Raw genomic sequence first — 23,072 nt, 5'->3', positions numbered from 1 at the left:
CGTAGTGAGCACGACGCGAACCCGCCCCTCGCGGTCACCTGACCGGTGCTCAGCCCGGGATCTGCCAGTTGCAGTTGTTCATCCAGGCGCCCAGGGTGCTCTGCGCGTCCCAGTCGCCGGAGCGGTGCGCGTTGTCGTAGGCCTGGCGGACGCTGGTCTTGATCGAGCCGCCGGTGGCCGGGCCGACGACGCCGTCCGGGTAGAGGCTGTGGCCGTACTGGTAGTCGACGACCGCGCCCTTGGTGAGCTGGCCGAACTGGCCGTCGGTGCTCAGGCCGGCCCCGTCGACGTAGTTGAGCGCCTGCTGGAGGCAGACGACCGCCGAACCGCTGCTGCCCACCTGGAGGTTGCTCGCGGCGCTCGCGGAGCCGACGCTCAGGCCGAGGACGGCACCGGCGCCGAGGGTGAGGGTGGCGGCCCGAAGGGCCCACTTCTGCTTCATGGTTGAGCACTCCTCAGTCACACGGGTCGCAGGAGGAGCCCCGTGCCTCTCCTGCCGCACGGAATCCTGCGCCGATCGACGCGGTCCCGGAAGGGGGCGGAAGTGGTTGGCTTGAATCGAACTGATGTACGAATTCGGGCGTCCGCACTCGATCCCGCCGACCGCCGCCGGCCTCCCGTCCGGCCGTTCGGTCGGCTTTCGGCGCGTCCTCGGCGCCCATGGCCTGCGGCCATCCGAACTCTTTGCCGAAGGCCCGTCCGCGTCGCCGGCCGGGCGGAACGCGGGGCTCCGCAGGAACCGCCCGGCCGGCCGCGCGAAAAGTCTTGGCTTGAAATAGATGCGCCACCCCCGGCCGATTGTTACCGCGGCCTGCCGCGCCGTCCCGGGCCGCCGTCCGAGTCGCCGTCCGGGCCGCTGTCCGGGCCGCTGTCCGGGCCGCCGTCTGCGGTCGCCGTCCCCGGTCGCCGTCCGCGGGGCCGTGCCGCGTGTCCGCACGACGGGGCCGGGCGGGGGGTGCTACTGGTGGACGCACTCCCACCCCGGTTCGGAAGGCAGGATCCCCCATGGCCAGCATCGCGGTGATCGGCGCCAACGGCTCCGTCGGCGCCGCCGTCGTCGCGGAGGCCGTCGCGCGCGGCCACCGCGTGACGGCCGTCGTGCGCCACCCGGACCGCTACCGGGGCGGGGCGGCCGTCGTCGTGCCGGGTGACGTGCTGGACCCCGCGGACGTGGCGCGGGTCGCGGCCGGACAGGACGTGCTGGTCAGCGCCGTCGGGGGCGGCGACCGGCCGGGCCGGCGGGCGCTGGTCGAGCCGGCCGCCCGCTCACTGGTCGAGGGCCTGCGGGCGCTCGGCGACGAGGCGCCCCGGCTGATCACGGTCGGCGGCGCGGGCGGTCTGGAGACGGCGCCCGGCGTCCGGCTCTGGGACGCGCCCGGCCTGCCGGAGCCGCTGCGGCAGGTCATGCGCGCCCACGGCGCCGCCCAGGAGTACCTGCGGACGGTCACGGACGTCCGCTGGACGACGCTCAGCCCGGCCGCCGAGCTCGTGCCGGGGGAGCGGACCGGGCACTACCGCACCGGCCTTGAGCAGCTGCTCACCGACGCCTCCGGCCGGAGCTGGATCTCGCTGCCGGACTACGCCGTCGCCCTGGTCGACGAGATCGAGCAGCCCGAGCACATCGGCGAGCGCTTCACCTGCTGCGCGATCTGACCGCCCGCCGCTCCGGGCGCCGGGCCCTGGCGGGATCCCGGCCGGGGCCGGGGCTCAGCCCAGCTGGATCGAGCGCTTCGCCAGCCCCATCCAGAACCCGTCGATCACGCTGCGCTGGCTGCCGAGGTCGGCCTCGCCGGCGCCGAGCGTGACGAACAGCGGCGCGAAGTGCTCGGTGCGCGGGTGGGCGAGCCGCCCGGCCGGGGCCTTGCGCTCGAAGTCGAGCAGTGCGTCGAGGTCCTCCGCCTCCAGGGCGCGCCGGCCCCAGTCGTCGAACTCGGCCATCACCGAGCTGACCCGGCCATCGGAGCTGAGCGCCCGCAGGTTGTGGGTGAAGAAGCCGCTGCCGACGATCAGCACGCCCTCGTCGCGCAGTGGTGCGAGCCGGCGGCCGATCTCCAGCAGCCGCTGCGGGTCGAGGGTGGGCAGGGAGACCTGGAGGACGGGGACGTCCGCCTCGGGGAACATCTCCACCAGAGGGACGTACGCGCCGTGGTCGAGGCCGCGGTCGGGGATGTCCTGGACCGGCGTGCCGGGGGCGCGCAGCAGCTTGCGCACGCGTTCGGCGAGCTCCGGTGCGCCGGGGGCGGCGTACTGCACCCGGTAGTAGTGCTCGGGGAAGCCCCAGAAGTCGTAGACCAGCGGCACGGTGGTGACGGCGCCGAGCGCGAGCGGGGCCTCCTCCCAGTGCGCGGAGACCATCAGGATCGCCTCGGGCCGCGGCAGGCCGGCCGACCAGGCGGCCAGCTGGCCGGGCCAGACGGGGTCGTCGGCGAGCGGCGGCGCGCCGTGGGAGAGGTAGAGGGCGGGCATGCGCTCGGGGGCGGCGGTGCTCATGGCGCCTCCTCGTGTAGTTCAAATTTAAACCTCGACACCTCGACGGTACACCTTCGTTCGAATTTGAACAACAGGAGTAGGCTTCCTCCCATGCCCTCCATGCCCCCCGGGAACGAACCGCGCTGGCTCGACCACGACGAGATGGCCGCCTGGCGGGGCTTCGTCGCCGCGAGCAATCTGCTCAACCGCCGGCTGGAACGCCAGCTGAAGGAGGACTCCGGCCTCTCCCACACCCAGTACGAGATCCTGGTGCACCTCTCCGCCGCCCCGGCCGGGGCGCTGCGGATGACCGAGCTGGCGGAGAAGCTGATCACCTCCAAGAGCGGCCTCACCTACCAGGTCACCCAGCTGGAGCGGATGGGCCTGGTCGGCCGCCGCTCCTGCCCGAGCGACGTGCGCGGTGTCATCGCCGAACTCACCGACGAGGGGCGGGAGATGCTGCGCCAGGCGGCCCCCGGCCACGTCGCCCTGGTCCGCGAGCTGCTGATCGACGTGCTCAGCCGCGAGCAGCTCGCCGTCCTCGCCGAGGCCCTCGGCGAGGTCAGCGCCCGGCTGCGCCTGGACGACCGGCCGTAGCGGCCACGGCCTCCGCCCGTCGCAGTAGCAGCTCCCGTTCGCGCTCGTTGCGGGTCAGCGCCGCCGCCCGCTCGAACTCCGCCCGCGCCTCTGCGGCCCGGCCGAGCCGGGCCAGCAGGTCGCCGCGCACGCTCGGCAGCAGGTGGTACCCGCGCAGCGCCGGCTCGGCCGCCAGGGCGTCCACCAACTCCAGTGCGGCCGCCGGACCTCGGGCCATCGAGACGGCCACCGCCCGGTTCAGCTCCACCACCGGCGACGGGGTCAGCGCCATCAGCCGCCCGTACAGCGCGGCGATCGTCGCCCAGTCGGTGTCCTCGTACCGCACCGCCTTCGCATGGCAGGCGGCGATCGCGGCCTGCACCGAGTACGGGCCGGTGCCCGCCCGTCGCAGCGCGGCGAAACCGCGCCGGACGAGCAGCCGGTCCCAGCGCGCGCGGTTCTGGTCGGCCAGCAGCACCGGCTGCCCGTCCGGCCCGGTCCGGGCCGCCGTCCGGGCCGCCTGGAACTCCAACAGCGCGGCCAGACCGTGCACTTCGGGCTCCTGCGGGGCCAGCCCGGCCAGCACCCGGGCCAGCCGCAGCGCGTCCTCGCACAGGGCCGGCCGGAGCAGGTCGTCACCGGCGGTGGCCGAGTACCCCTCGTTGAAGATCAGGTAGACGACCTCCAGGACGGAGGAGAGCCGGGCCGCCCGGTCCTCCCCGTACGGGACCTCGAACGGCACGCCCGCCTTGGCGAGCGTGCGCTTCGCGCGGACGATCCGCTGGGCGACGGTCGGTTCGGAGGTGAGGAAGGCGCGGGCGATCTCCTGGGTGGTCAGCCCGCCCAGCAGCCGCAGGGTGAGCGCGATCCGGGCCTCCGCGGAGAGCACCGGGTGGCACGCGGTGAAGATCAGCCGCAGCAGGTCGTCGTCGATGTCGTCCGGCCCGGCCGGCTCCGGCGGCGGCACGTCCTCCAGCGTCCGCCCGACCTCGGCGAGCTTGCGCGCGTACGTCTCCCGGCGCCGGACCAGGTCGATCGCGCGGTGCTTGGCGGTGGCCGTCAGCCAGGCGCCCGGTCGGTCCGGGACGCCCTGCTCCGGCCACTGCTCCAGCGCGGCGACCAGCGCGTCCTGGGCGATCTCCTCGGCGATGCCCACGTCCCGCACGATGCGGGTGACCGCCGCGATGATCCGCGCGCACTCGATCCTGAACACCGCCTCGACCGCCGCGGCCGCGTCGCTCCCGTTCACGGCCACCCATCAGAGCAGCCGCCCGGGCTCGGGGCAAACGCGGACGCGGCGGTCGGGGAGCGGACGCCGGGGATCAGGCCTGCGGCGGGGTGGCGCCCTCGTCGATCTGGCGCAGCTCGGCGCCGACCGTCCAGCTCACCGGGTGGATCTGCAGGAAGCGCCTGGTCCACTCGACGGCCTCGGCCCGGTCCTTGCACTGCATGATGGCGTAGCCGCCGATGACCTCCTTGGTCTCGATGAACGGCCCGTCGGTGAAGCTCAGCTTCCCGCCCTCCCAGGTGATCCGGGTGCCCTCCGCGGTGGGCAGCAGCCCGGCGGTGTCCAGCATCACCCCGGCCTTGGTGATCTCCTCGAACAGCGCGCCCATCCGCTGCTCGAAGTCCGGGTCCGCCTGCATGTCCGGGGCGTCCTGCTCGTTGATGCGGATGAGGCTCATGAAGCGCGGCATGGTGGTCACTCCTCGGTACCGGAGGCGGGGCCTCTCCCCGCCTCTCACCCCTGCGTCGAACGGGAGGCGGCCGGATCGACGGCCGCCCGGAAATTCTTCCGGGGGATTTCCCGGGCGGCCACCGCGCCGGGTCCGGCCGTGGTCGCGTGATCCGACGGGGAGCCGCTCGGAAGGCTGACCTCGACCCGGTGGGCGGGCAGGGCGCGTCGACCCGGACTTCGCCGGCCGCCGGATCGTCCTCCTCGAAGCCACCCCCGAGGACGTGGACCTCGCCGAACTCCGCACCCGCCTCCTCGCCGACCCCGCCGTCCGCGGACTCCACGACGTGCACGCCTGGACCATCACCTCCGGCATGCCCGTCCTCACCGCCCACGTCGTCACCGTCGACACGCCGCCGGCCGACCTCCTCACCCGCCTCCGCGCCTGCGTCACCGACCACGTCGGCATCCCCCACACCACCCTCCAGGTCGAGCGCGGCCCCCACCCCTTCTGCGCCCTGCCCGCCCACAGCTGACGTCGCGGCAGCCGAAACTGCTTTCACAAGTGGCCGGGCGGCCCGCCGGACGACATCCCCGCGTGGGCCAGGGAGCACTGACGGCCGCGGCACGGGTACGGCCGCGCGCATGGCGGCGGGCCGGGTGGGGAGGATGGGGCACATGAGCATCGATCACGCATTCGCGCGGCGCTTCGCCGAGGAGTGGGTCACGGTCTGGAACTCCCGTGACCTGGAGGGCGTCCTCGCCCACTACACCGACGACGTCGTCTTCGCCTCGCCCCGGATCGTCACCCTGTTCGGCGACCCCTCGGGTGAGGTGCGGGGCAAGGAGGCCCTGCGCGCCTACTGGGCCAAGGCCCTGGAGCTCCTGCCCGATCTGCACTTCACCCTGGAGGACGTCCGGGTGTCGGTGGACACCATCGTCATCAACTACCGCAACGAGCGCGGCATCGCCGTCTCCGAGGGGCTGACCTTCCGCGACGGGCTGGTCTGCCGCGGCTTCGGCGCGTACGCCGACGAGGTCTGACGCCCCGCCCGAGGTCTGACGCCTCGCCCGAGGTCTGACACCCCGCCCGGTATCCGGCGCCCCACCAGCGGGTGGACGCCTCATCCGGTCGACTCCGCCGGCTTCGCGATCCGGGCGGCGAGCCCGAGTGCCCCCGCCCGGATCCGTTCCTCCCCCAACTCCGGTAGCAGCGCCGCCACGTGCTCGGCCGCGAGCACCGCGAGCAGGGCGTGCGCGTCGTGCTCGGGATCGGCCGTGCCGGCGGCGGTGAGCAGGATCGCCGCGTGCCGGTGCCAGAACCGGTACGCGCCCACCCGGTAGCGCGCGCCCCGGCTGGCCGTCTCCGACATCCGCACCAGGTCCAGGTGCTCCAGCAGGTAGTCGAGGTACGCGTCGACGAACGCCGCCAGCCGCTCGGCCGGAGCCGCTCCCGGCCCGCCGGGGTCCGTGCCCGGCCCGAGCGGCGCGGGCCCGCGCAGGACGGCCTCCTGCAGCGCCCGCTCGCGCGCGTCCAGCAGGGCCACCCCGAGCCCGGCCTTGTCGCCGAAGCGCCGGAACAGCGTGCCCTTGCCAACCCCGGCCGCCGCCGCGACCTGGTCCATCGAGACCGCCTCCACCCCGTGTTCGGCGAACAGCCGGGCGGCCGCCTCCAGGACGGCGGCCCGGTTGCGGGCGGCGTCCGCGCGTTCGGCGGGCGGCGGGGTGCGCAGCAGTTCCAGGGGTGCGGGCGCCTGCCCGGCCGGGGGGATTGCAGAAGCGGACTGCGGTCCGTTATCGTTGTGAGCCATAACCGGACTATAGTCCGAATCTCTGGGAGGTAGAGGCATGACCGCACTCATGACCCGGGACGAACTGGCCGCGGCGATCGAGACGGGCTCCGTGACCGTGGTCGACGCGCTCGGCGGCGAGTACTACGCCAAGCAGCACCTGCCCGGTGCGATCGCCCTGGTCCGCGCCGACGTGGACCGGCTGGCGCCCACCCTGCTGCCCGACCGCGACGCCGCGATCGTCACGTACTGCTCCAACCCGGCCTGCCCCAACAGCGGCCAGGTCGCCGACCGGCTCACCGCCCTCGGGTACACCGACGTCCGCAAGTACCGCGAGGGCATCGAGGACTGGACCGGCGCCGGCCTGCCCACCGAGTCCGCCTGACCCGGCCTGCGCAGCCGGCGGTGGGAGGAGGGGCGGCTCGGGGGCGCCCCTCCTCCCACCGCGTCACGCGGCGTCGGGCCGCCCCTGTCTGACGTCAGGTCCTGACGTCGCGTGCCGACCGCACGGGCTGGCGGCACGTCCTGACGTCACGTCCTGACGTCACGTCTTGACTTCAAGTGCGCGTGAACCGCTTCGCTGGCCGCATGACCCCAGCACGTCTGCTCGGCCGGCTGCCCCGCGGGTACCGGCCGCTCCTCGCCGCCCGCGGCCCGTTCCGCCGGCTGCTTCCCGCGCTCGCCGTGTCCGACCTCGGCGACGGCATGAGCGTGGTGGCCGTCGCCTGGCTGGCGCTGCAACTCGCCCCGCCCGGCGCGCCGGGCCTGTTCGTCGGAGCCGCCGTCGCCGTCCACGTCCTGCCGGGCGCGCTCGGCGCGCTGCTGCTGGGCCGGTGGCTGCGGGGGCTGCCCGCCGCACGGCTGATCCGGGCGGACGCCTGGACCCGCGCGGTGTTCCTCGGGTGCGTCCCCCTCGGGTGGGCGCTGGGCGTTCTCGATCCGGCGCTCTACCTCGCCCTGTTGGCCGGTTCGTCCCTCCTGCACGCCTGGGGCGGCAGCGCGAAGTACGCCCTGGTGGCCGAGACCCTCCCCGGCGAACAGCGCCTCGCGGCCAACGCGCTGCTCAGTACGAGCGCCTCGGTGTCCACCGTCGTCGGCCCGGTGCTCGCCGGGGTGCTGGCGGCGGCGGTCGCCCCGGCGTGGCTCATCGGCCTGGACGCGCTGTCCTTCGCCGTCCTGGCCGTCCGCGCCGGACGCCTGGGCGCGCCGGACCGGCCCTCGCCCGACCGCGACCGGGTGGCCCGCGCCCCGGCCGCCGACGCCCCGGCCGCCGACGCCCCGTCGGGTGAGGGCCCGCGCGTGCTGCGGGCCCGGCCCGAGCTGTTCGGGCTGCTCGCGATGACCTGGCTGTTCAACCTGTGCTACGGCCCCGTCGAGGTCGCGCTGCCCCTGTTCGTCGGCGAGGAGCTGCACGCCGGCCCGGGTCTCCTCGGCCTCTACTGGGCGGCCTTCGGCACCGGGGCGGTGGCCGGCGCCCTGTTCGCCGGCGCGCTGCGCAGGCTGCCGCTGTGGCCGGTGCTGCTCGGCATCGTGGCCGGTCACGGGCTGGCCATGCTGCCCTTCGGACTCCACGCCCCGGCCGCCGTCCCCCTCGCGGGCTTCGCGCTGGCCGGGGTGATCTACGGCCCGTACAACGCCCTGGCCTTCACCCTTTTCCAGAACCTCACCCCGCCCGCCGCCCTGACCGCCGTCCTGGCCTTCCGGTCGGCCGTCCTGCTGGCCGCCTCCCCGGTCGGCGCGGCGCTCGGCGGCCCGCTGACCACCGCCCTGGGGCCGCCCGCGGTCCTGGCCGGCGCCGGCCTCGCCATGCTCGCGACCGCCGCCGTCGCCACCGCACTCCGCGCCCGCCGGACGAAGCCGGCCGCGGAGCCGCGTGCCTACGGGCGGGCATGACCGGTGAGCGGGAGTCCGCCGCTCGCGGACCGTGCGCGCACCGCGGAAAAAAAGGGGGTCGCCGAACACCCCCTTCCGTGCCAACATGCCCGATATGGGGACGATCCTGCACGGCACCCGCGTGACGCTCCGGCCGGCCACCGACGACGACGTTCCGGCCCTCGTGGCGATCCGCTCGACGCCCGAGGTCTACGCCCGCTGGCGGGGTGGCGACGACCTCGCCGACGCCGTCGCCACCGACCTCAAGGAGCCGGACACCGAGACCTTCGTGATCACGGTGGACGGACAGGTGGCCGGCGCCGTCCAGTGGTACGCCCACAACGACGACGAGTACCGCCACGCGGGCATCGACATCTACCTCGACCCGGCCCGCCACGGCCGCGGCCTCGGCACCGACGCCGTCCGCACCCTGGCCCGCCACCTGGTCGAGGACCACCACTACCACCGCCTGATCATCGACCCGGCCGCCGACAACGCGGCGGCGATCCGCTGCTACGAGAAGGTGGGATTCCGGGCGGTGGGCACGATGCGCCGGTACGAGCGCGGCCCGGACGGCACCTGGCACGACAACCTGCTGATGGACCTGCTGGCGGAGGAGCTCGTGCGGGCGGCCCCCTGACGTGGCCCCGGCCCGGCTCCCGGAGGGGGAGCCGGGCCGGGAACCGGTGCCGGGGTGCCCCGGGCCGGGCTGTCCGGTGCCGGGCGGACGAGGTCAGACGACGAGCTTGATGACGGCGCCGGCCGCGGCCTTCCCGGCCTGGGCGAGGATCTCCTTCACGAGGTCGCCGAGGGCTCCCGTGATGCCGGCCGCGAGGGTGTCCGTGGCGGCCAGGTCGGCCTTGAAGGTGCCGTTGAGGATGCCGTCCCACTTGGCGGTGATCTGCGGGTCGTTGCCGACGAACGTGAAGTCGTCGTTGCGGTCGGGGGTGCCGAAGGGCAGGCCGGCGACGGTTCCTTCGGTGTGGCCGGAGTGCTGGAAGGCGAACACGGTCCCGTCCGGCGTCATCACGGCGGCGGAGATCGTGTAGTCGATGTTGTCGAACCCGCTGTCGTGGGCGTGCGTGCTGAACGAGAAGAAGCCGTCCTGCCGCATCACGACGTGGGCCGAGCCGCCGATGGCGATGTCGGTGGTGACGTCCTGGTCGAAGTTCTTGCTGGAGGTGTCGTACCAGAACTGGTCCTGGACCGAGGCGTCCTCGCCGGTGAACCACAGCTCCATGCTGCCCGGGACGCGGGAGAGCGCGGCGAGGCCGCTGGTGACGGAGGCGCTGCCGGCCGGGGCGAGTTCGAAGCCCTGCCAGTTGTTGCCCTCGTACCAGTAGCGGTCCTGCACCGACCCGTTCCCGCCGATGAACCAGACCTCCATGCCGCCGGGGATGCGGGAGACCGCCGCGATGCCGCTGTGGGTCGAGGCGCTGCCGGGGCCGGAGAGTTCGAAGCCCTGCCAGTTGTTGCCCTCGTACCAGTAGCGGTCCTGGACGGAGCCGTTCGCCCCGACGAACCACATCTCCATGCTGCCGGGGATGCGGGACACCGCCGCGACGCCGCCGGTGACGGAGGCGCTGCCGGGGCCGGAGAGTTCGAAGCCCTGCCAGGTGCCGCCCTCGTACCAGTAGCGGTCCTGCACCGAGCCGTTCGCCCCGACGTACCAGAGCTCCATGCTGCTCGGGACGCGCGAGACGGCCGCGATCCCGCCCGTCGTGGAGGCGCTGCCGGGGCCGGAGAGTTCGAAGCCCCGCCAGGTGTCGCCCTCGTACCAGTAGCGGTCCTGGACCGACCCGTTCGCCCCGACGAACCACACCTCCATGCTGTTCGGGACGCGCGACACCGCGGCGATCCCGCCGGTGGTCGCGGCGCTGCCGGCCGGGGCGAGTTCGAAGCCCTGCCAGGTGCCGCCCTCGTACCAGTAGCGGTCCTGGACGGAGCCGTTCGCCCCGACGAACCAGACCTCCATGCTGTTCGGGACGCGCGACACCGCCGCGATGCCGCCGTTCACGGAGGCGCTGCCGGCGGGCGCCAGCTCATAGCGCTTCCAGGGCGACCCCTCGTACCAGTACGCCCCCTGGACCGAGCCGTTCGCGGCGACCCACCACACCTCCATGCTGCCGGGGATCCGGGAGACCGCGGCGACCCGGCTCGACCGGTCCGCGCTGCCCGCCGACGCGAGCGTGAATCGGTTCCAACCCATCTGGGATCCTCCTGAGTTCACTGTCGGGCTGCGCACGGGCTGGGGAACACCCCGGCCCGTGGGTGCCGGACCGTCGACGACGGCCCGGCTCGCGGGAGGCACCGGCCGCTCTCGCCGGCCGGTGCCCAACACGTGCTCCCACGGTAGGAATCGGCGCGGCCGGGGGCATGAGGTCGTGGTCCTGGACCGGTCCCGGGACCAGCGCACCAGCCGGACGCGCCGCCGTGGGACCGGCGCTCGCCGCGGCCGCCGCCGGACGCCGCCCGACCGGGCAATTCCCAGGGAACTCCCAGCAAGGGGCAACCGAACGGCCGTTCCCCGTTGTCTCCCATGTCACCGGGCACGCGGGCCCGGGCGGCACAGGAACCGGGCAGCGAACGCAATGAATCTGACAGGCACTCCCTTCCTCCTCCTCACCATCGTCCTGTTCGTGGCCTCCGTCGCGCTGGCCATGGCGCAATGGCTGGGGGTGCGCGGCGGACGCTGGGCCTTCCTCGGGCGGGCGCGGACCACGGAGGAGCGGCGCGCACCGCTGCGCGTGCTCTCGTACCTCGGCACCGTGCTGCTCTGCCAGTTCACCGCCGTGGCCATGGTCTTCGTGATCGTCAACAACGAGAACCAGCTCTACGACAACTGGGGCGACCTGCTGGGCACCTCGAACCACGTCCGGGCCGTGCCCGTGCCGCCGAAGGACGAGGGGCTGGCCGGCGACCAGGCCGCCGCCTCCGCCGCGGCCGCCGCCGGCCCGTCCGGCACCCCCGCACCCAAGGTGCCGCAGGAGTTCCACGCGCCGACCTCGGACGCCGTGCCCAGGAGCGTGAAGCAGGCCGACCTCAAGGGCAAGCTCTCCGGCGTCGAAGGCGAGGTGCTGGTCTGGACGCCGCCGCAGTACGACGACCCCGCCTACAAGGACAAGACCTTCCCGGTGGTGGAGCTGCTCGTCGGATTCCCCGGCGCCTCCAGCGCCTGGTTCGGCGAGACCATGGACGCGGCCAAGCAGCTCGAACCGCTGATGAAGTCCGGCCAGGTGACGCCGTTCATCCTGGTCTCACCGCGGGTCACCCTCTTCGGCGACACCGACACCGGGTGCGCCGACGTCCCCGGCAAGGTCAACGCCGAGACCTGGCTCTCGCGGGACGTCCCGCAGATGATCGTCGACAACTTCCGCGCCGACACCACCCCGGACCGCTGGGCCCTGTCCGGCTACTCGGCCGGCGCCCACTGCGCCGCGCGGCTCGCCCTCGCCCACCCGAACCGGTACCGGGCCGCGATCAGCATGTCCGGCTACAACAACCCGGCCGGCGAACCGTCCTCGCTGACCGCCAAGGACCCGAAGCTGCGCGAGACCTCCAACCCGCTGTACATCCTCACCCACGCCCCGACGCCGCCCAACGTCGCGCTCTACGTGACCGGCAAGCGGGGTGACGGGCTGGAGGACGCGACCGCCCTCCAGCAGGCGGCGAAGAGCCCGACCACCGTCACCCCCTTCGAGACCACCGGCGCGCACCTGACGTCGACGTGGAAGCCGCTGGTCGTCCCGGCCTTCAAGTGGCTGACCGGGATCATCCCGCCCCGGTAGCGGTCGGCGCGGCTCCCGGGTGGGTGTGGCCTGCGGCCCGGTGGCGACGGGCGCAGGGCGTCGGGCGTCGGGCCGATCGTGATCGCCGACGGCAGCGGGGCACGCCCCGGGGCCGTCTGGCGATCATCCGTCTGGACCGCGCGGATGCTGGCGGCGGGCGCACCCTTCGGCTCCGCCGCCGGGCCCGCCTCACCCGGAGCCGGAGCCCGAGCCGGGGCTGGAGCCCGAGCCGGCGCGCCCGGTGCGAAGGGTGAGCGCCAGGGCGAGGGCGGTCACCGTCGCGAGCGCTCCCCACGCCGGGCCGTAGCCGTGCGTGGCGTCCTTGAGCAGCCCGAGGGCGGGCGGCGCCAGGACGACGGCGATCTGCGTGACGGCCATGGCGAGGCCGAGGGCGAACCCGGTCCGGCCGGGCGGCGCCGACTCGGCGACGCAGGCGACCCACGGGCCGTACCAGCCGATGCCGAAGAACCCGAGCCAGGCGAACACCAGGCAGGCCGCCACGGGTGATCGGCCCAGCGGCGTGAGCAGCAGCGCCATCCCGGCGATCACCGCGGCCATGCTCGCCCGGACCGGTGCGTACCGTCCGGCGCGGCTGCGGTCGCTCCAGGCGGCCAGACCGATGCGGCCGGCCACACCCGCGACCTGGGTCACCACCAGGACGAGCGCGGCCGGGCCGGGGCCGAGCCCCGTCACGTCGTGCAGGTACAGCGCGCTCAGGACACCGAGGCCGCACTGCACCGTGACCATGCTCGTTCCGGACAGCACGATCCGCACCATGGCCGGCTCGCCCAGCAACCGGAGCCGGAGCCGGAGCTTGGAGCGGAGCGGGGGTGCGTCGGGTGCGGCCGGCGGTCGCCGGTCGAGCGGCCCGCCGGGGGCGACGGGTGGCCGGCGGTAGCAGCCCATGAAGACGCAGGCTCCCGTCAGGGCGACGAGCGCGCCGGCCAGCAGTGCCGCCCGGCGGCCGAACTCCTCGGCGAGGTAGGGCAGCAGAGCCGAGGCCAGGGCTCCGCCCAGCGGCAGGCCCGCCTGGCGGACGCCCATCGCGAAGCCGCGCCGGTCCGCGTCGAACCAGGTCGCCACCGACTTGCTCCCGCCGGGCTGCGCGGTGCTGTACCCGGCGCCGACGACCAGCAGGGCGAGCAGCAGCGCCGGGTAGCCCGGCGCCAGACTGCCTCCCGCCAGGCCGGCGGTGACGACCAGGGCGCCGATTCCGACGACCCAGCGCTCGTCGTAGCGGTCCAGCAACTCGCCCGCCACCAACAGGCCCACCAGGGGCACGAGTTGGGCGGCCGAGAGGAGCAGGCCCAGTTGCGCGGTGTCGAGCTGCAGGTCCCGCTGGAGCTGGACGCCCATCGCCCCGACCCCCTGGACGAAGAAGCAGGAGGCGGCCTGGGTGAACGTGGCGACGCCGAGGACGATCCACCGGTACCGCCCCGGTGGTCGCCCGGGCGCCACGAGCGCGTCAACTGCCGTGGTGTCGCGCCCCGGTGGGAGGTGGACGCTCACGGGCGCCAGTACATCGCCGGGTCCGGGTGGTCGGTGAAGCCGAGCTCCCGGTAGAGCGGCTCGCCCTCGTGGGAGGCGAACAGGTCCACGCGGGCGGCGTCGCGCTCGCGGAACCAGTCGAGCAGGTCCCGCATGATCGCGCGGCTGTAGCCGCGCCGCCGGTACGCGGGGGCGGTGACGACGCCGATCACCAGTCCCACCCGCCCGTTGCGCAAGTGCGGCCCCGGCAGGCGCTGTTCGACGGAGCCGATGCCGCAGGCGGCCAGGCCGTGGCCGTCCTCGCCGTCCACGACGAGGGCCCGCATCGTCCCGTCCGCGATCCGCCGCTCCAGCACTCCGGCCAGCGCATCGCGCCAACCGTCGCCCGCGGAAGGCGGGTTGAAGTACTCGCCGCCGAGCGTTCCGAACAACAGCGCCCGCAGCCGGACGAGTTCCGCGACGTCGCCCGCCACGGCCTGCCGTACCCGCACCCGTACCTGATCCTGCGGCTGAATGTGGTTCCTGATGGGGTGACTCATGCCGACCACCCTGCTGTAATGGCCTTATGCACCTCAACCCTTACGGCGAGGATGCCGTCAACCTGGCCGCGGAGCTGGCCAACCACCGTCCGGCCACCGTCGAGGAACTCGCCCGCCGCTGCCGGGCCGCCGGACTGCTGGTGGAGAACCCGTTCGGCCCGGCCGACCTGGACCGGGCCCGATCCACCCTGGACGCCTGGGAGCAGGTGGTCGACGCCCCCGACGAACGCGCCCGCGCCGCCCTGCTCAACCGCATGCTGGCCGAGTCCGCCGAGCACCCCCGGCTCACCGACCACGCCGGGGACGGCTGGCACCTGCACTACCGCGACGACCAGCGGTCGCCCGGCGCACTGCTCAGCTCGCTGATCGCCGTCGGCACCGCCCTCCACCTGGTCGGACGCGGCATGCACCGCCTCGGCCGCTGCGCCGTGGCCGAGTGCACCACGATCTTCGCCGACACCACGCGCACCGGCCGCCGCCGCTACTGCTCCCCGCGCTGCGCCAACCGCGACGCCGTCCGCCGCCACCGCGCCGGCCGCAATGACGCCCGGGACCGGGTGGGATCCCGTACGTAGCGGGCGTGGGCGCGCACGGCGTGGGCGGGTGCGGGATGGGCGGGAACGCGCATCCGGCGGCGGGCGCAGCGGGTGACGCGGGCGGCGTGGGCGGCGAGGGGTGCCGACGCGGTCGTCTGTCCGGCCCCCGGCCCGCTCCGGTCAGGCCCGGTCGCCTGCGGGCGGGCAGCCGCAGGAGCGGCGGACCACCATCCGCGCGGGGAACGTCCGGGCGCCCGCCGGTGCGGGCTCCTCGTCCTCGCGGGCCTTGAGCACCAGATCGACGGCGGCGCGGGCCATCTCGCCCTGGGCGGTGGCCACCGTGGTGAGCGGGGGGCCGGCGATGACGGCCTCCGCGATGTCGTCGAACCCGACCACCGCGAGGTCCTCGGGTACCCGGATCCCCAGGTCGTCGGCGGCCCGCAGCAGGCCGATCGCCTGGTCGTCGGTCGCGCAGAAGACGGCGGACGGGCGCTCGGCGCGGCCGAGCAGCGCGTGCGCCTCCGCGTGCGCCCGGACCCGGTCGAACGGTGCGGGGGCGAGGAGCCCCTCGGTGGGCAGTCCGGCCTCGGCCAGTGCCGCCGCCCAGCCGGCGGTCCGGGCGGTCACCGGGTCGTTGGCGCTGAGCGCGAACGTCCCGCCGAAGCAGTGCACCTCGGCGTGGCCGTGCTCCAGCAGGTGGCGCACCACCTCACGGGCCCCGCCCTCGTCGTCCGCGACGACGGCCACTCCGCTCGCGGTCTCCGCCCGGTGGTGCAGCAGGACGACGGGCGTCCCGTCGCCGGCCTCGGTGCCGGCCACGCCGGGGACGGCCGGGTCCTGGGTGACCAGGATCAGGCCGTCCACCTGCATCCCGAGGAACGCCCGGATGTAGTGCGCCTCCCGCTCGTCGGCGTAGTCCGAGTTCCCGATCAGCAGCAGCCGGCCGCGCTCCGCCGCCGCCTGCTCGACCATGTGCGCGAGCCCGGCGAAGAACGGCTGCCGGGCGTCCGGGACCACCATGCCGATGAGGTTGGTGCGGCGCCGGGCCATCGCCTGCGCGACCCGGTTCGGCCGGTACCCGAGCTCCTCGACGGCGGCCAGCACCCGCGCGCGGGTCGCCGCCGCCACCGGCCGCGGCCCGTCGTTGATCACATAGCTGACGACCGCGGTCGACGTGCCCGCCGCCCTCGCCACATCGTCCCGCGTCACCCTCACCATGCCAGCGAGCCTACACACCACCACTGACCGGACGACCTGGGAATTTCCGGCCGGAGCGCGGAGCGGGCTTCGAAGCGTGGAGCAGGAGGCGGATCGGAGGCAGGATTCGGAGCGCGGGGCGGCCTCGGAGGGGTGCCCGGGGTCGGAGGGGGCGCGTGGGGTCGCGGGTGAGGCGCGCGGGGCCAAGGGCGGCGTGGGGAGGGACGCGGGGCCACGGGTGGCGCTGGGCGTCAGTACGCGTGGTCCGCGGTCACGTCCGCCGACAGGTTCAGCGCCCGTTCCGCGGTGTCGCCGCGCAGGGCCATCAGCGTGAGCGTGAGGGCGTCGAGCGCCGTCAGGTGCGCGATCCGGCTGGCGGTGGTCTCCAGGCCGAAGACGAGGTCCTGGCCCCCGGCGACCAGGGTGTGGGTGGCCGCCTCGCTGAGCGGGGAGCGGGCGTAGCTGGTGAGGGCGATCACCGGCGCGCCGGCGTCGCGGGCGCGCCGGGCGGCGTCGACCACCGTCCGGGTCGCGCCGGTGTGGCTGACCGCCAGGCAGGCGGCGGTCGGCGGGAGCCCGGCGGCGGCGAGCTGGGCGGTGAGCGGGTCGGCCGGGGCGTCGACCCGGAGGCCGAGGGCGCGCAGGCGGTAGGCGGCGTCCAGGACGACGGCGCCGGAGAGGCCCGCGCCGACCACCACCACCTGGTCGGCGGCGGCCAGCACCTCGGCCGCGGCGCGCAGGTCGTCGGCGGTCAGGGTGGTGGCGATGCCGTCGAGCGCCTCGCGGGCGGCGTGCACGGTGTCGGCGAGCGCCCGGGCGGCCGGGTCCCGCCGGTCGGCGGGGGAGGGTGCGGGCGCCGGGGCCTGGCGGACCGCCGCGATCTTCAGCTCCTGGTAGCCGCGGAACCCGAGCCGCTGGCAGGCCCGGACCACGGACGAGGAGGCGGTTCCGGCGAGCTCGGCGACGTCGCTCACGCTCAGGTGCACCAGATCGGCCCCGCGGTCGAGGACGACCTGCGCGACCCGGGCCTCGGTTCCGCGCAGCTCGCCGAGGTGGGCGCGGATGTGGGCGGCCAGGTGGGATTCCAGCGGGGAAAAATCGGAATGCTCTTCCATGGATCTAGGGTAGCGTGGAATTCGGTTCCAGGGTGCTGGAGGGGAGCTTCGCCATGCCCGCAATCGCAGTGTCGGCCGGTCCGGCCGCGTTGTCCGTCTCGGTCGCGTTGCCCGGGTCGACCGCGTTGTCCGGGTCGACCGGGTTGTCCGCCTCGATCACGTCCTCCGTGGCGGCCGGCCCGGCGGCGGTGGTGCCCGTCGTCGTGCTCGCCGCGGCGGTGCTGCACGCCGTGTGGAACGGGCTGGCGCACCGGATCCCGGACAAGCTGGTCGGCTTCACCCTGATCAACCTCGCGTACACGGCCTGCGCGGTGGTCCTCGTCGTGCTCAACCCGGTGCCGGCCGCCGGGGCCTGGCCGTTCCTGATCGCCTCCGTGGTGACGGAGGTGGCGTCCCAGCTCCTGCTGCTCCGGGCCTACCAGCTCGGGGACTTCGGGCAGATGTACCCGATCGCCCGCGGCTCGGCGCCGCTGCTGGTGGCGGTGCTGTCGGTGGCGCTGCTGGGGCAGCGGCTCGGCGCCGGGGAGCTGCTCGGCGTGCTGGTGATCTCCTGCGGCCTGCTCGGGCTGGCGTTCGCGAAGGGGATACCCGGGCGGGCGCAGCTGCCCGCGCTCGGGGCGGCCGCCGGTACCGGCGTGATGATCGCCGCGTACACCGTGCTGGACGGCAGCGGGGTGCGGCACGCCGGTACGGTCGGCGGCTACGTCGCCTGGCTGTTCCTGCTGCAGGGGCCGTGCCTGCTCCTGATCGTCCGGCTCCGGCGCGGGCGGGGGCTGCTCGCCGGAGTCGGCGGCTCGGTGGTGCCGCTCGGGATCGCCGGCGGGGTGCTCTCGCTGACCGCCTACGGGCTGGTCGTCTGGGCGCAGTCCCGGGGCAACCTGGCGACGATCGCCGCGCTGCGCGAGACCAGCATCGTCATCGCCGCGCTGATGGCGACGGTGGTGTTCCGGGAGCGCCTCGGCCGGCTGCGGCTGACGGCCAGCGCCACGGTCCTGGCCGGGATCGCCGTCCTGGAGTTCGCCCGTCCGTGACGCCGGCGGCCCGGATGCCGGAGCGGCCCGGATGTCGGGGTGGCCCGGACGCCGGAGTGGCTCGGACGCCGGGGCGCCTCGTCGGGGGCAGCTCAGGGGACGATGACCGACAGTGAGGACTGCTCCAGCCGGAAGCCGAGCGCCTCGTACAAGCGGCGGGCCGGGTTGCCCTCGGTCACCGTCAGAACGGTCCGGTCGAATCCGGCGGCGGCGAGGCCGGCCAGGGAACGGCGCAGCAGGTCGCGACCGAGGCCGGGGTAGCTCAGGCCGGGGTGCCGGAAGACGTTCGCGACCCAGGGCACGTCCTCGAAGTGGTTCAGCACGACCGCGGCGACGACCCGGTCCTCCTCGTCCACCGCCAGGGTGGAGGCCGGCAGGACCGGCCCGATCAGGTGGCCGGCGAGGAGGAGGTGCAGCTGTTCGTCGCTGTCCGGGTGGTGGTCGGGGTGCCCGGGGCCGTAGGCGGCGCGGCGGGCCGGCAGCAGCTCCTCGGTGTCGCGGTCGCACGGCACCGCCCGGAACCCGTCCCGCAGCGGGGTCCGCGCCCACGCGGCCCAGCCGTCGGCGGGAGGATCACCGGCGAGGCCGCGGTACATGGTGTGGCCGTGCCGGAGGACGGACGCCCCGCGGCGGAGCAGCTGCTCGCCGAAGTCGACGGAACCGGAGACCACCCAGCCGGACATGGCCGACAGCGTGAACTCCACCGGATCGGCGGCACTGACGACGCCGCCCTCGACCTCACCCGGCGCCGGCACCGACAGCAGGTCGGCCCACGGCCGCCCCGCCCGCTCGCGCCGTACGTACCGCACCACCGGAAGGCCGTGGAGATCCCGGCCGAACTCCCAGTCCGCTTCCGACTCCGCTTCCGACTCCGCTCTTGAATCCGCCACGTCGTCCGTCCGATCTCCGAGCGCAAAGTCCCGGCCGTCATCCTCGCCGAGCGCCCGTCCCGGGATCAAGCGCTCCGCCCACCTGGTCCGTTGCCGGCGGGTCCGTCGAATCCCCGTCCGTGCGGGGGAGTTGAGACGGCCCACCGGGTCACCCGGCGCAGGCCTCCGCGGGCGCCGTTCGCCCGTACGGAGGTGTCGGGGCGGCCGTCCGCCGACCTGCCGGATCATGGGCGTCCCCGCCTGGAGAAGAGCGCCCTTCCGCCTCCGCACGTCCGTCCGCCGGAGCCGGTCGGGCCGCGCCGCGGCCGCCGCCGATCGAACCCACCCGAGCCCCCGGGACGGACGGTGGTGCTCAGCCCACCACCGCGGCGCGGACGCAGAGCACGTCCGGCAGGTGGGAGATGAGGAGTGACCAGCCCTCGCCCTCGTCCGGGCTGCCGTAGACGTCGCCGTTGCGGTTGCCGAAGTAGATGCCGGCCGGGTCGGCGTCGTCGGTACGGAGGGCGTCGCGCAGCACGACGCCGTAGTGGTCCTCGTCGGGCAGGCCCTTGCTGAGCGGGTGCCAGCTGTCACCGCCGTCGTCGGTGCGGAAGATCCGGCAGCGGCGGTCCGGCGGGATCCGGTCGCCGGCGCCGCCCAGCGGGAAGAGGTAGGCGGTGTCCGCGCGGCGCGGGTGGGCGGCGACGGCGAAGCCGAAGTCCGCAGGCAGGCCGTCGGTGACGGACCGCCAGCTGAGGCCCGCGTCGTCGCTGCGGTAGACGCCGCCGTGGTTCTGCAGGTAGAGGCGGTCGGGGTTGACGGCGTCGCGGGCGATCTTGTGCACGCACTGGCCGAACTCGGGGTACTGGCTCTCCTCGGGGAAGAACTCCGCCCGCAGGCCGGTGTTGGACGGCTCCCAGCTGCGGCCGCCGTCCTTGCTGCGGTAGACACCGCCGCTGGAGACGGCGACCAGCAGCCGTTCGGCGTCACGCGGGTCGGTGAGGACGGTGTGCAGGCCCTGGCCGCCGTAGCCCGCGCCCCACTGGGGGCGCTGCGGGTGGTCCCAGAGCGACTCGACCAGGGCGAAGGTCTCACCGCCGTCCTCGGAGCGGAACAGCGCGGCGGGCTCGGTGCCCGCGTAGACGACGCCGGGCGCCTCGTCGCCGGCGGGCTGGAGCTGCCAGACCCGGGTGAGCGAGGCGCCCGTGTGCTCGGGGAAGCGGATGGCCGGCTTCGGCGGTTCGAACCAGCTCGCGCCGAGGTCGTCCGAGCGCCAGACCGACGGGCCCCAGTGGCTGCTGTCGGCGCCGGCCAGCAGCCGGACCCGCCCGGCCCGGCGGTCGACCGAGACGGAGTAGATCGCGTTCATCGGGAAGTGCGGCCCGCTGAACTCCCAGTTCAGCCGGTCGCGACTGCGGCCGAGAAAGAGGCCCTTCTCGGTTCCGACGGCCAACAGCACCTCGGTCATGCCACACACCACCTGGTCGGTGAAAACGGCCCCCGCCCGGACACCCCCTCCAGGGGCCAGTGTCCCGCCGACCCCACGGAGCCACATCTCGCCGCGCCGTGCGCGCCGGGACGCGCCCCGTGCCGGTGCGCGCCGTTACGGCGAGGCCGCCGACCCCGCGGGCCGCCGGGACGTCCCTCAGCCCCGGCACCCCTCCAGGAGCCGCAGCCAGACCTCGCTGATCGTCGGATACGCGGGAACGGCGTGCCAGAGCCGGTCGATCGACACCTCGCCGACCACCGCGACGGTGGCCGAGTGCAGCAGCTCCGCCACCCCGGGGCCGACGAAGCAGGCGCCGACCAGGATCTCCCGGTCCAGGTCGAAGACCACCCGCGCCTTGCCCCGGTAGTCGTCGCCGTAGAGGGAGGCACCGGCGACCGCGCCGAGGTCGTGGTCGATGCTCTTGACCCGCAGGCCGGCCCGCTCGGCGGCGTCCAGGGTGAGGCCGACGGCCGCCACCTCCGGCTCGGTGAAGACGACCTGCGGCGCACCGGCGGTGTCGGCCGAAGCGGCGTGCGCGCCCCAGCGCGCGGTGTCGAGCGGCCGCCCCTGGGCGCGGGCCACGATCGCCGCGCCGGCGATCCGCGCCTGGTACTTGCCCTGATGGGTGAGCAGCGCCCGGTGGTTGACGTCCCCGGCCGCGTACAGCCAGCCGCCGTCGACGCCGACCACCGTGCAGCTGTCGTCGACGTCCAGCCAGGCACCGGGCTTCAGGCCGACCTGCTCCAGCCCGACGTCCGCCGTGCGCGGCGCCCGGCCGGTGGCGTACAGCACCTCGTCGACGGTCAGCCGCTCGCCGTCCGCCAGCACCAGCGTGACCCCGGCGCCGTCCACCCGCTCCAGCGCGGTCACCGAGGCCCCGAACCGCAGGTCCACCCCGGCCGCCCGCAGGCCCTCCGCGACCAGCTCGCCCGCGAACGGCTCCATCCGCGGCAGCAGCCCGTCGCCGCGCACCAGGACCACCACCTCGGCACCGAGCGCCCGCCAGGCGGTGGCCATCTCCACGCCGACCACCCCGCCGCCGACCACGGCGAGCCGGCCGGGCACGGCCGGCGAACCGGTCGCCTCGCGGTTGGTCCACGGACGGGCCTCGGCCAGCCCGGGCACCCCCTCCGGCAGCACCGGGCGGCTGCCGGTGCAGACGGCGACGGCGTGCCGGGCGGTCAGCACGCGTTCGGTGCCGTCCTCCGCCTCGACGGTGACCGTCCGCTCGCCGGCCAGCCGGCCGTGGCCCCGGACCAGTTCGATGCCGGTGTCGCGCAGCCACTGCACCTGGCCGTCGTCCTGCCAGTGCGAGGTGAACGAGTCGCGCCGGGCCAGCACGGCGGCCGGGTCCAGCGCCCCGCCGCCGACGGCCTCCCGCGAGCCGGCCACCGCCCGGGCACCGGCCAGTGCCGCGACCGGGCGCAGCAGCGCCTTGCTCGGCATGCAGGCCCAGTACGAGCACTCGCCGCCGACCAGCTCCGCCTCCACGATCACCGTGCGCAGCCCGGCGGCGGCCGTCCGGTCGGCCACATTCTCCCCGGTGGGGCCGGCGCCCACCACGATGACGTCGTACTCCTCGGGCGCGGTCGTCATGAGCGGTCCTCCGTCGTGTCGATGGCCACCCCGGCGCGCGGTGCGGGGGTGACGGGCGTGCGTTCGCGGCTGTCGAGCAGCCGGGCGTGCCGGTCACCGCCCAGCCGTGCCCATCCTGCGCCGCCGGACCCGCCGGGCGCAGCCGAACACGCGGACGCCGCCACCCGCGTCCGCGACGCTAGGACACCGATGCCCCCGGCCGTGTCCTCTCCGTGCACCGCCCGCCGACCCTCCGTGCACGGGGCCGCCCGCCGTGCCCCCACCCCGCCGCCGAGACACCCACCCGCGCCCAGCCCCGCCGGCCCGGACGAGGGAGGCACCCACCTGCACTCCGACCGCCAGTACACCGCCGGCCGCGTCCCCATCGCCTCACCGCCCCCTCGGCGTTGCCGCGCCCCGCGCCCCGCGCCCTGGCCGCCGGTACGCCGGCCGACCGGCCTTGAGGGCCCAGACGCCGAGGCACCCACCCATACCCCCACCGCCCGTACGCCGACGGCTGTGCCTCCAACGGCTGCGCCCTCGCCGCCTCGACGCCGGGGCACCTACCCGGCGCCCCGACCGCCCGTACGTCGGCTGACCGCCCGCCCGCTGCCCGCCCGTACGCCGACGGCCGCGCCCCGGCGCGGAGGCACTCGCGTCCCGACCTCCCGTACACCGACGGCTGCCTTCGCGTTGCCGCGCCCCGCGCCCTGGCCACCGGGGCCGCCTTCCCGCGCGCTGGCCGCCGGTACGCCGGCCGACCGGCCGTTACGCCGATCACGCGTGCGCCGACGGCCGCGCCTTGCCGGCTCAGACGTCGGGGCGCCCACTCGTACCCCGACCGCCCGTCAACCGACGGCTGCTCCGATGGGTGGGCCCTCGTCGCGGCGCCGTCCTCGGCGTTGCCGCGCCCCCGGCGCCCCGACCGTGCGTACGCCAGCCGACCGCCCGCACGCTGCCCGCCTGTACGCCGACGGCCGCGCCTTGCCGGCTCAGACGTCGGGGCGCCCACTCGTACCCCGACCGCCCGTCAACCGACGGCTGCTCCGATGGGTGGGCCCTC

Annotated in this window: 23 protein-coding genes; 10 read left to right on the top strand and 13 right to left on the bottom strand. The window is 75.1% G+C overall.

From position 1 onward, the window contains the following. Positions 1-49 precede the first annotated feature (49 nt). Positions 50-442 carry a peptidoglycan-binding protein gene (locus tag ACFVHB_RS29240; protein WP_380328195.1) on the bottom strand — a complete coding sequence of 131 codons (393 nt, stop codon included), beginning with the start codon at positions 440-442 and terminating at the stop codon, positions 50-52. A 563-nt stretch (positions 443-1,005) separates the two neighbouring features. Here ACFVHB_RS29240 and ACFVHB_RS29235 point away from each other — a divergent pair. Further along, on the top strand, positions 1,006-1,653 hold the full coding sequence (locus ACFVHB_RS29235; protein WP_380328193.1) for an NAD(P)-dependent oxidoreductase: 648 nt from the start codon (positions 1,006-1,008) through the stop codon (positions 1,651-1,653). Between the two features lie 54 nt (positions 1,654-1,707). On the opposite strand, the gene ACFVHB_RS29230 is transcribed toward ACFVHB_RS29235, so the two are convergent. Beyond that, the gene (locus ACFVHB_RS29230) at positions 1,708-2,490 is read right to left on the bottom strand and encodes a dioxygenase (protein ID WP_380328191.1); all 783 of its coding nucleotides are present in this window, start codon (positions 2,488-2,490) and stop codon (positions 1,708-1,710) included. 90 nt (positions 2,491-2,580) lie between these two features. Between ACFVHB_RS29230 and ACFVHB_RS29225 the strand changes: the two genes are divergently transcribed. Then, positions 2,581-3,066: a MarR family winged helix-turn-helix transcriptional regulator gene (locus tag ACFVHB_RS29225; RefSeq protein ID WP_380328189.1), complete on the top strand. Its 486-nt coding sequence runs from the start codon at positions 2,581-2,583 to the stop codon at positions 3,064-3,066. Here the strand turns inward: ACFVHB_RS29225 and ACFVHB_RS29220 are convergent. Together ACFVHB_RS29220 and ACFVHB_RS29215 are read right to left on the bottom strand one after the other, a co-directional pair. After that, positions 3,032-4,294, bottom strand: coding sequence for an RNA polymerase sigma factor (locus tag ACFVHB_RS29220; RefSeq protein WP_380328187.1), 1,263 nt, complete (start codon positions 4,292-4,294; stop codon positions 3,032-3,034). The two genes, ACFVHB_RS29225 and ACFVHB_RS29220, sit on opposite strands and share 35 nt — an antisense overlap. 73 nt (positions 4,295-4,367) lie before the next feature. Further along, positions 4,368-4,742: a YciI family protein gene (locus ACFVHB_RS29215; RefSeq protein ID WP_380328186.1), complete on the bottom strand. Its 375-nt coding sequence runs from the start codon at positions 4,740-4,742 to the stop codon at positions 4,368-4,370. A 262-nt stretch (positions 4,743-5,004) separates the two neighbouring features. Between ACFVHB_RS29215 and ACFVHB_RS29210 the strand changes: the two genes are divergently transcribed. Continuing rightward, the gene (locus ACFVHB_RS29210) at positions 5,005-5,256 is read left to right on the top strand and encodes a hypothetical protein (RefSeq protein ID WP_380328184.1); all 252 of its coding nucleotides are present in this window, start codon (positions 5,005-5,007) and stop codon (positions 5,254-5,256) included. Positions 5,257-5,398: 142 nt separating this feature from the next. Then, complete coding sequence (locus tag ACFVHB_RS29205) at positions 5,399-5,764, top strand: nuclear transport factor 2 family protein (RefSeq protein ID WP_380328182.1); 366 nt, start codon at positions 5,399-5,401, stop codon at positions 5,762-5,764. 80 nt (positions 5,765-5,844) lie between these two features. Here ACFVHB_RS29205 and ACFVHB_RS29200 read toward each other — a convergent pair whose 3' ends face one another. Beyond that, positions 5,845-6,531, bottom strand: coding sequence for a TetR/AcrR family transcriptional regulator (locus ACFVHB_RS29200; RefSeq protein ID WP_380328181.1), 687 nt, complete (start codon positions 6,529-6,531; stop codon positions 5,845-5,847). 37 nt (positions 6,532-6,568) lie between these two features. Between ACFVHB_RS29200 and ACFVHB_RS29195 the strand changes: the two genes are divergently transcribed. The 3 genes from ACFVHB_RS29195 (at position 6,569) to ACFVHB_RS29185 (ending at position 9,022) form a co-directional block, all read left to right on the top strand. Then, a complete protein-coding gene (locus ACFVHB_RS29195) occupies positions 6,569-6,895 on the top strand; it encodes a rhodanese-like domain-containing protein (protein ID WP_380328179.1) in 327 nt (108 codons plus the stop codon). Between the two features lie 203 nt (positions 6,896-7,098). After that, positions 7,099-8,403, top strand: a complete 1,305-nt coding sequence (locus tag ACFVHB_RS29190; RefSeq protein ID WP_380328178.1) for an MFS transporter — start codon at positions 7,099-7,101, stop codon at positions 8,401-8,403. A gap of 94 nt (positions 8,404-8,497) precedes the next feature. Continuing rightward, positions 8,498-9,022, top strand: coding sequence for a GNAT family N-acetyltransferase (locus ACFVHB_RS29185; protein ID WP_380328176.1), 525 nt, complete (start codon positions 8,498-8,500; stop codon positions 9,020-9,022). 93 nt (positions 9,023-9,115) lie between these two features. Here the strand turns inward: ACFVHB_RS29185 and ACFVHB_RS29180 are convergent, their stop codons facing one another. Further along, positions 9,116-10,591, bottom strand: a complete 1,476-nt coding sequence (locus ACFVHB_RS29180; protein WP_380328174.1) for a hypothetical protein — start codon at positions 10,589-10,591, stop codon at positions 9,116-9,118. Positions 10,592-10,973: 382 nt separating this feature from the next. On the opposite strand from ACFVHB_RS29180, the gene ACFVHB_RS29175 reads away from it, so the two are divergent. Next, the gene (locus ACFVHB_RS29175; protein WP_380328172.1) at positions 10,974-12,170 is read left to right on the top strand and encodes an alpha/beta hydrolase; all 1,197 of its coding nucleotides are present in this window, start codon (positions 10,974-10,976) and stop codon (positions 12,168-12,170) included. 189 nt (positions 12,171-12,359) lie between these two features. Here ACFVHB_RS29175 and ACFVHB_RS29170 read toward each other — a convergent pair whose 3' ends face one another. After that, the gene (locus ACFVHB_RS29170) at positions 12,360-13,679 is read right to left on the bottom strand and encodes an MFS transporter (protein ID WP_380328170.1); all 1,320 of its coding nucleotides are present in this window, start codon (positions 13,677-13,679) and stop codon (positions 12,360-12,362) included. Continuing rightward, positions 13,676-14,197 (bottom strand): GNAT family N-acetyltransferase, encoded by a 522-nt coding sequence (locus tag ACFVHB_RS29165; protein ID WP_380328168.1) that lies wholly within the window; start codon positions 14,195-14,197, stop codon positions 13,676-13,678. Before ACFVHB_RS29165 ends, ACFVHB_RS29170 begins: the two co-directional genes overlap by 4 nt. A gap of 26 nt (positions 14,198-14,223) precedes the next feature. Between ACFVHB_RS29165 and ACFVHB_RS29160 the strand changes: the two genes are divergently transcribed. Beyond that, positions 14,224-14,772, top strand: coding sequence for a CGNR zinc finger domain-containing protein (locus tag ACFVHB_RS29160; protein WP_380328166.1), 549 nt, complete (start codon positions 14,224-14,226; stop codon positions 14,770-14,772). Positions 14,773-14,913: 141 nt separating this feature from the next. On the opposite strand, the gene ACFVHB_RS29155 is transcribed toward ACFVHB_RS29160, so the two are convergent. Continuing rightward, positions 14,914-15,951 (bottom strand): LacI family DNA-binding transcriptional regulator, encoded by a 1,038-nt coding sequence (locus tag ACFVHB_RS29155; RefSeq protein ID WP_380328164.1) that lies wholly within the window; start codon positions 15,949-15,951, stop codon positions 14,914-14,916. 230 nt (positions 15,952-16,181) lie between these two features. Continuing rightward, entirely contained in the window at positions 16,182-17,045 is an 864-nt protein-coding gene (locus ACFVHB_RS29150) for a MurR/RpiR family transcriptional regulator (RefSeq protein WP_380328162.1), read from the bottom strand. 53 nt (positions 17,046-17,098) lie between these two features. Here ACFVHB_RS29150 and ACFVHB_RS29145 point away from each other — a divergent pair, with 53 nt between their 5' ends. Then, the gene (locus tag ACFVHB_RS29145) at positions 17,099-18,076 is read left to right on the top strand and encodes an EamA family transporter (RefSeq protein WP_380328160.1); all 978 of its coding nucleotides are present in this window, start codon (positions 17,099-17,101) and stop codon (positions 18,074-18,076) included. A 92-nt stretch (positions 18,077-18,168) separates the two neighbouring features. On the opposite strand, the gene ACFVHB_RS29140 is transcribed toward ACFVHB_RS29145, so the two are convergent. The 3 genes from ACFVHB_RS29140 to ACFVHB_RS29130 form a co-directional block, all read right to left on the bottom strand. Further along, positions 18,169-18,885, bottom strand: a complete 717-nt coding sequence (locus ACFVHB_RS29140; RefSeq protein ID WP_380328158.1) for a GNAT family N-acetyltransferase — start codon at positions 18,883-18,885, stop codon at positions 18,169-18,171. Positions 18,886-19,318: 433 nt separating this feature from the next. Then, the gene (locus ACFVHB_RS29135) at positions 19,319-20,413 is read right to left on the bottom strand and encodes a WD40/YVTN/BNR-like repeat-containing protein (protein ID WP_380328156.1); all 1,095 of its coding nucleotides are present in this window, start codon (positions 20,411-20,413) and stop codon (positions 19,319-19,321) included. Positions 20,414-20,590: 177 nt separating this feature from the next. Beyond that, the gene (locus ACFVHB_RS29130; RefSeq protein WP_380328154.1) at positions 20,591-22,030 is read right to left on the bottom strand and encodes a dihydrolipoyl dehydrogenase family protein; all 1,440 of its coding nucleotides are present in this window, start codon (positions 22,028-22,030) and stop codon (positions 20,591-20,593) included. Between the last annotated feature and the right edge of the window lie 1,042 nt (positions 22,031-23,072).

It is taken from the genome of Kitasatospora sp. NPDC127111 (genome assembly GCF_042677465.1).
GTDB lineage: Bacteria > Actinomycetota > Actinomycetes > Streptomycetales > Streptomycetaceae > Kitasatospora.
Note: the sequence above shows the minus strand (reverse complement) of the source record. Positions and strands in the feature narration are given on the sequence as shown.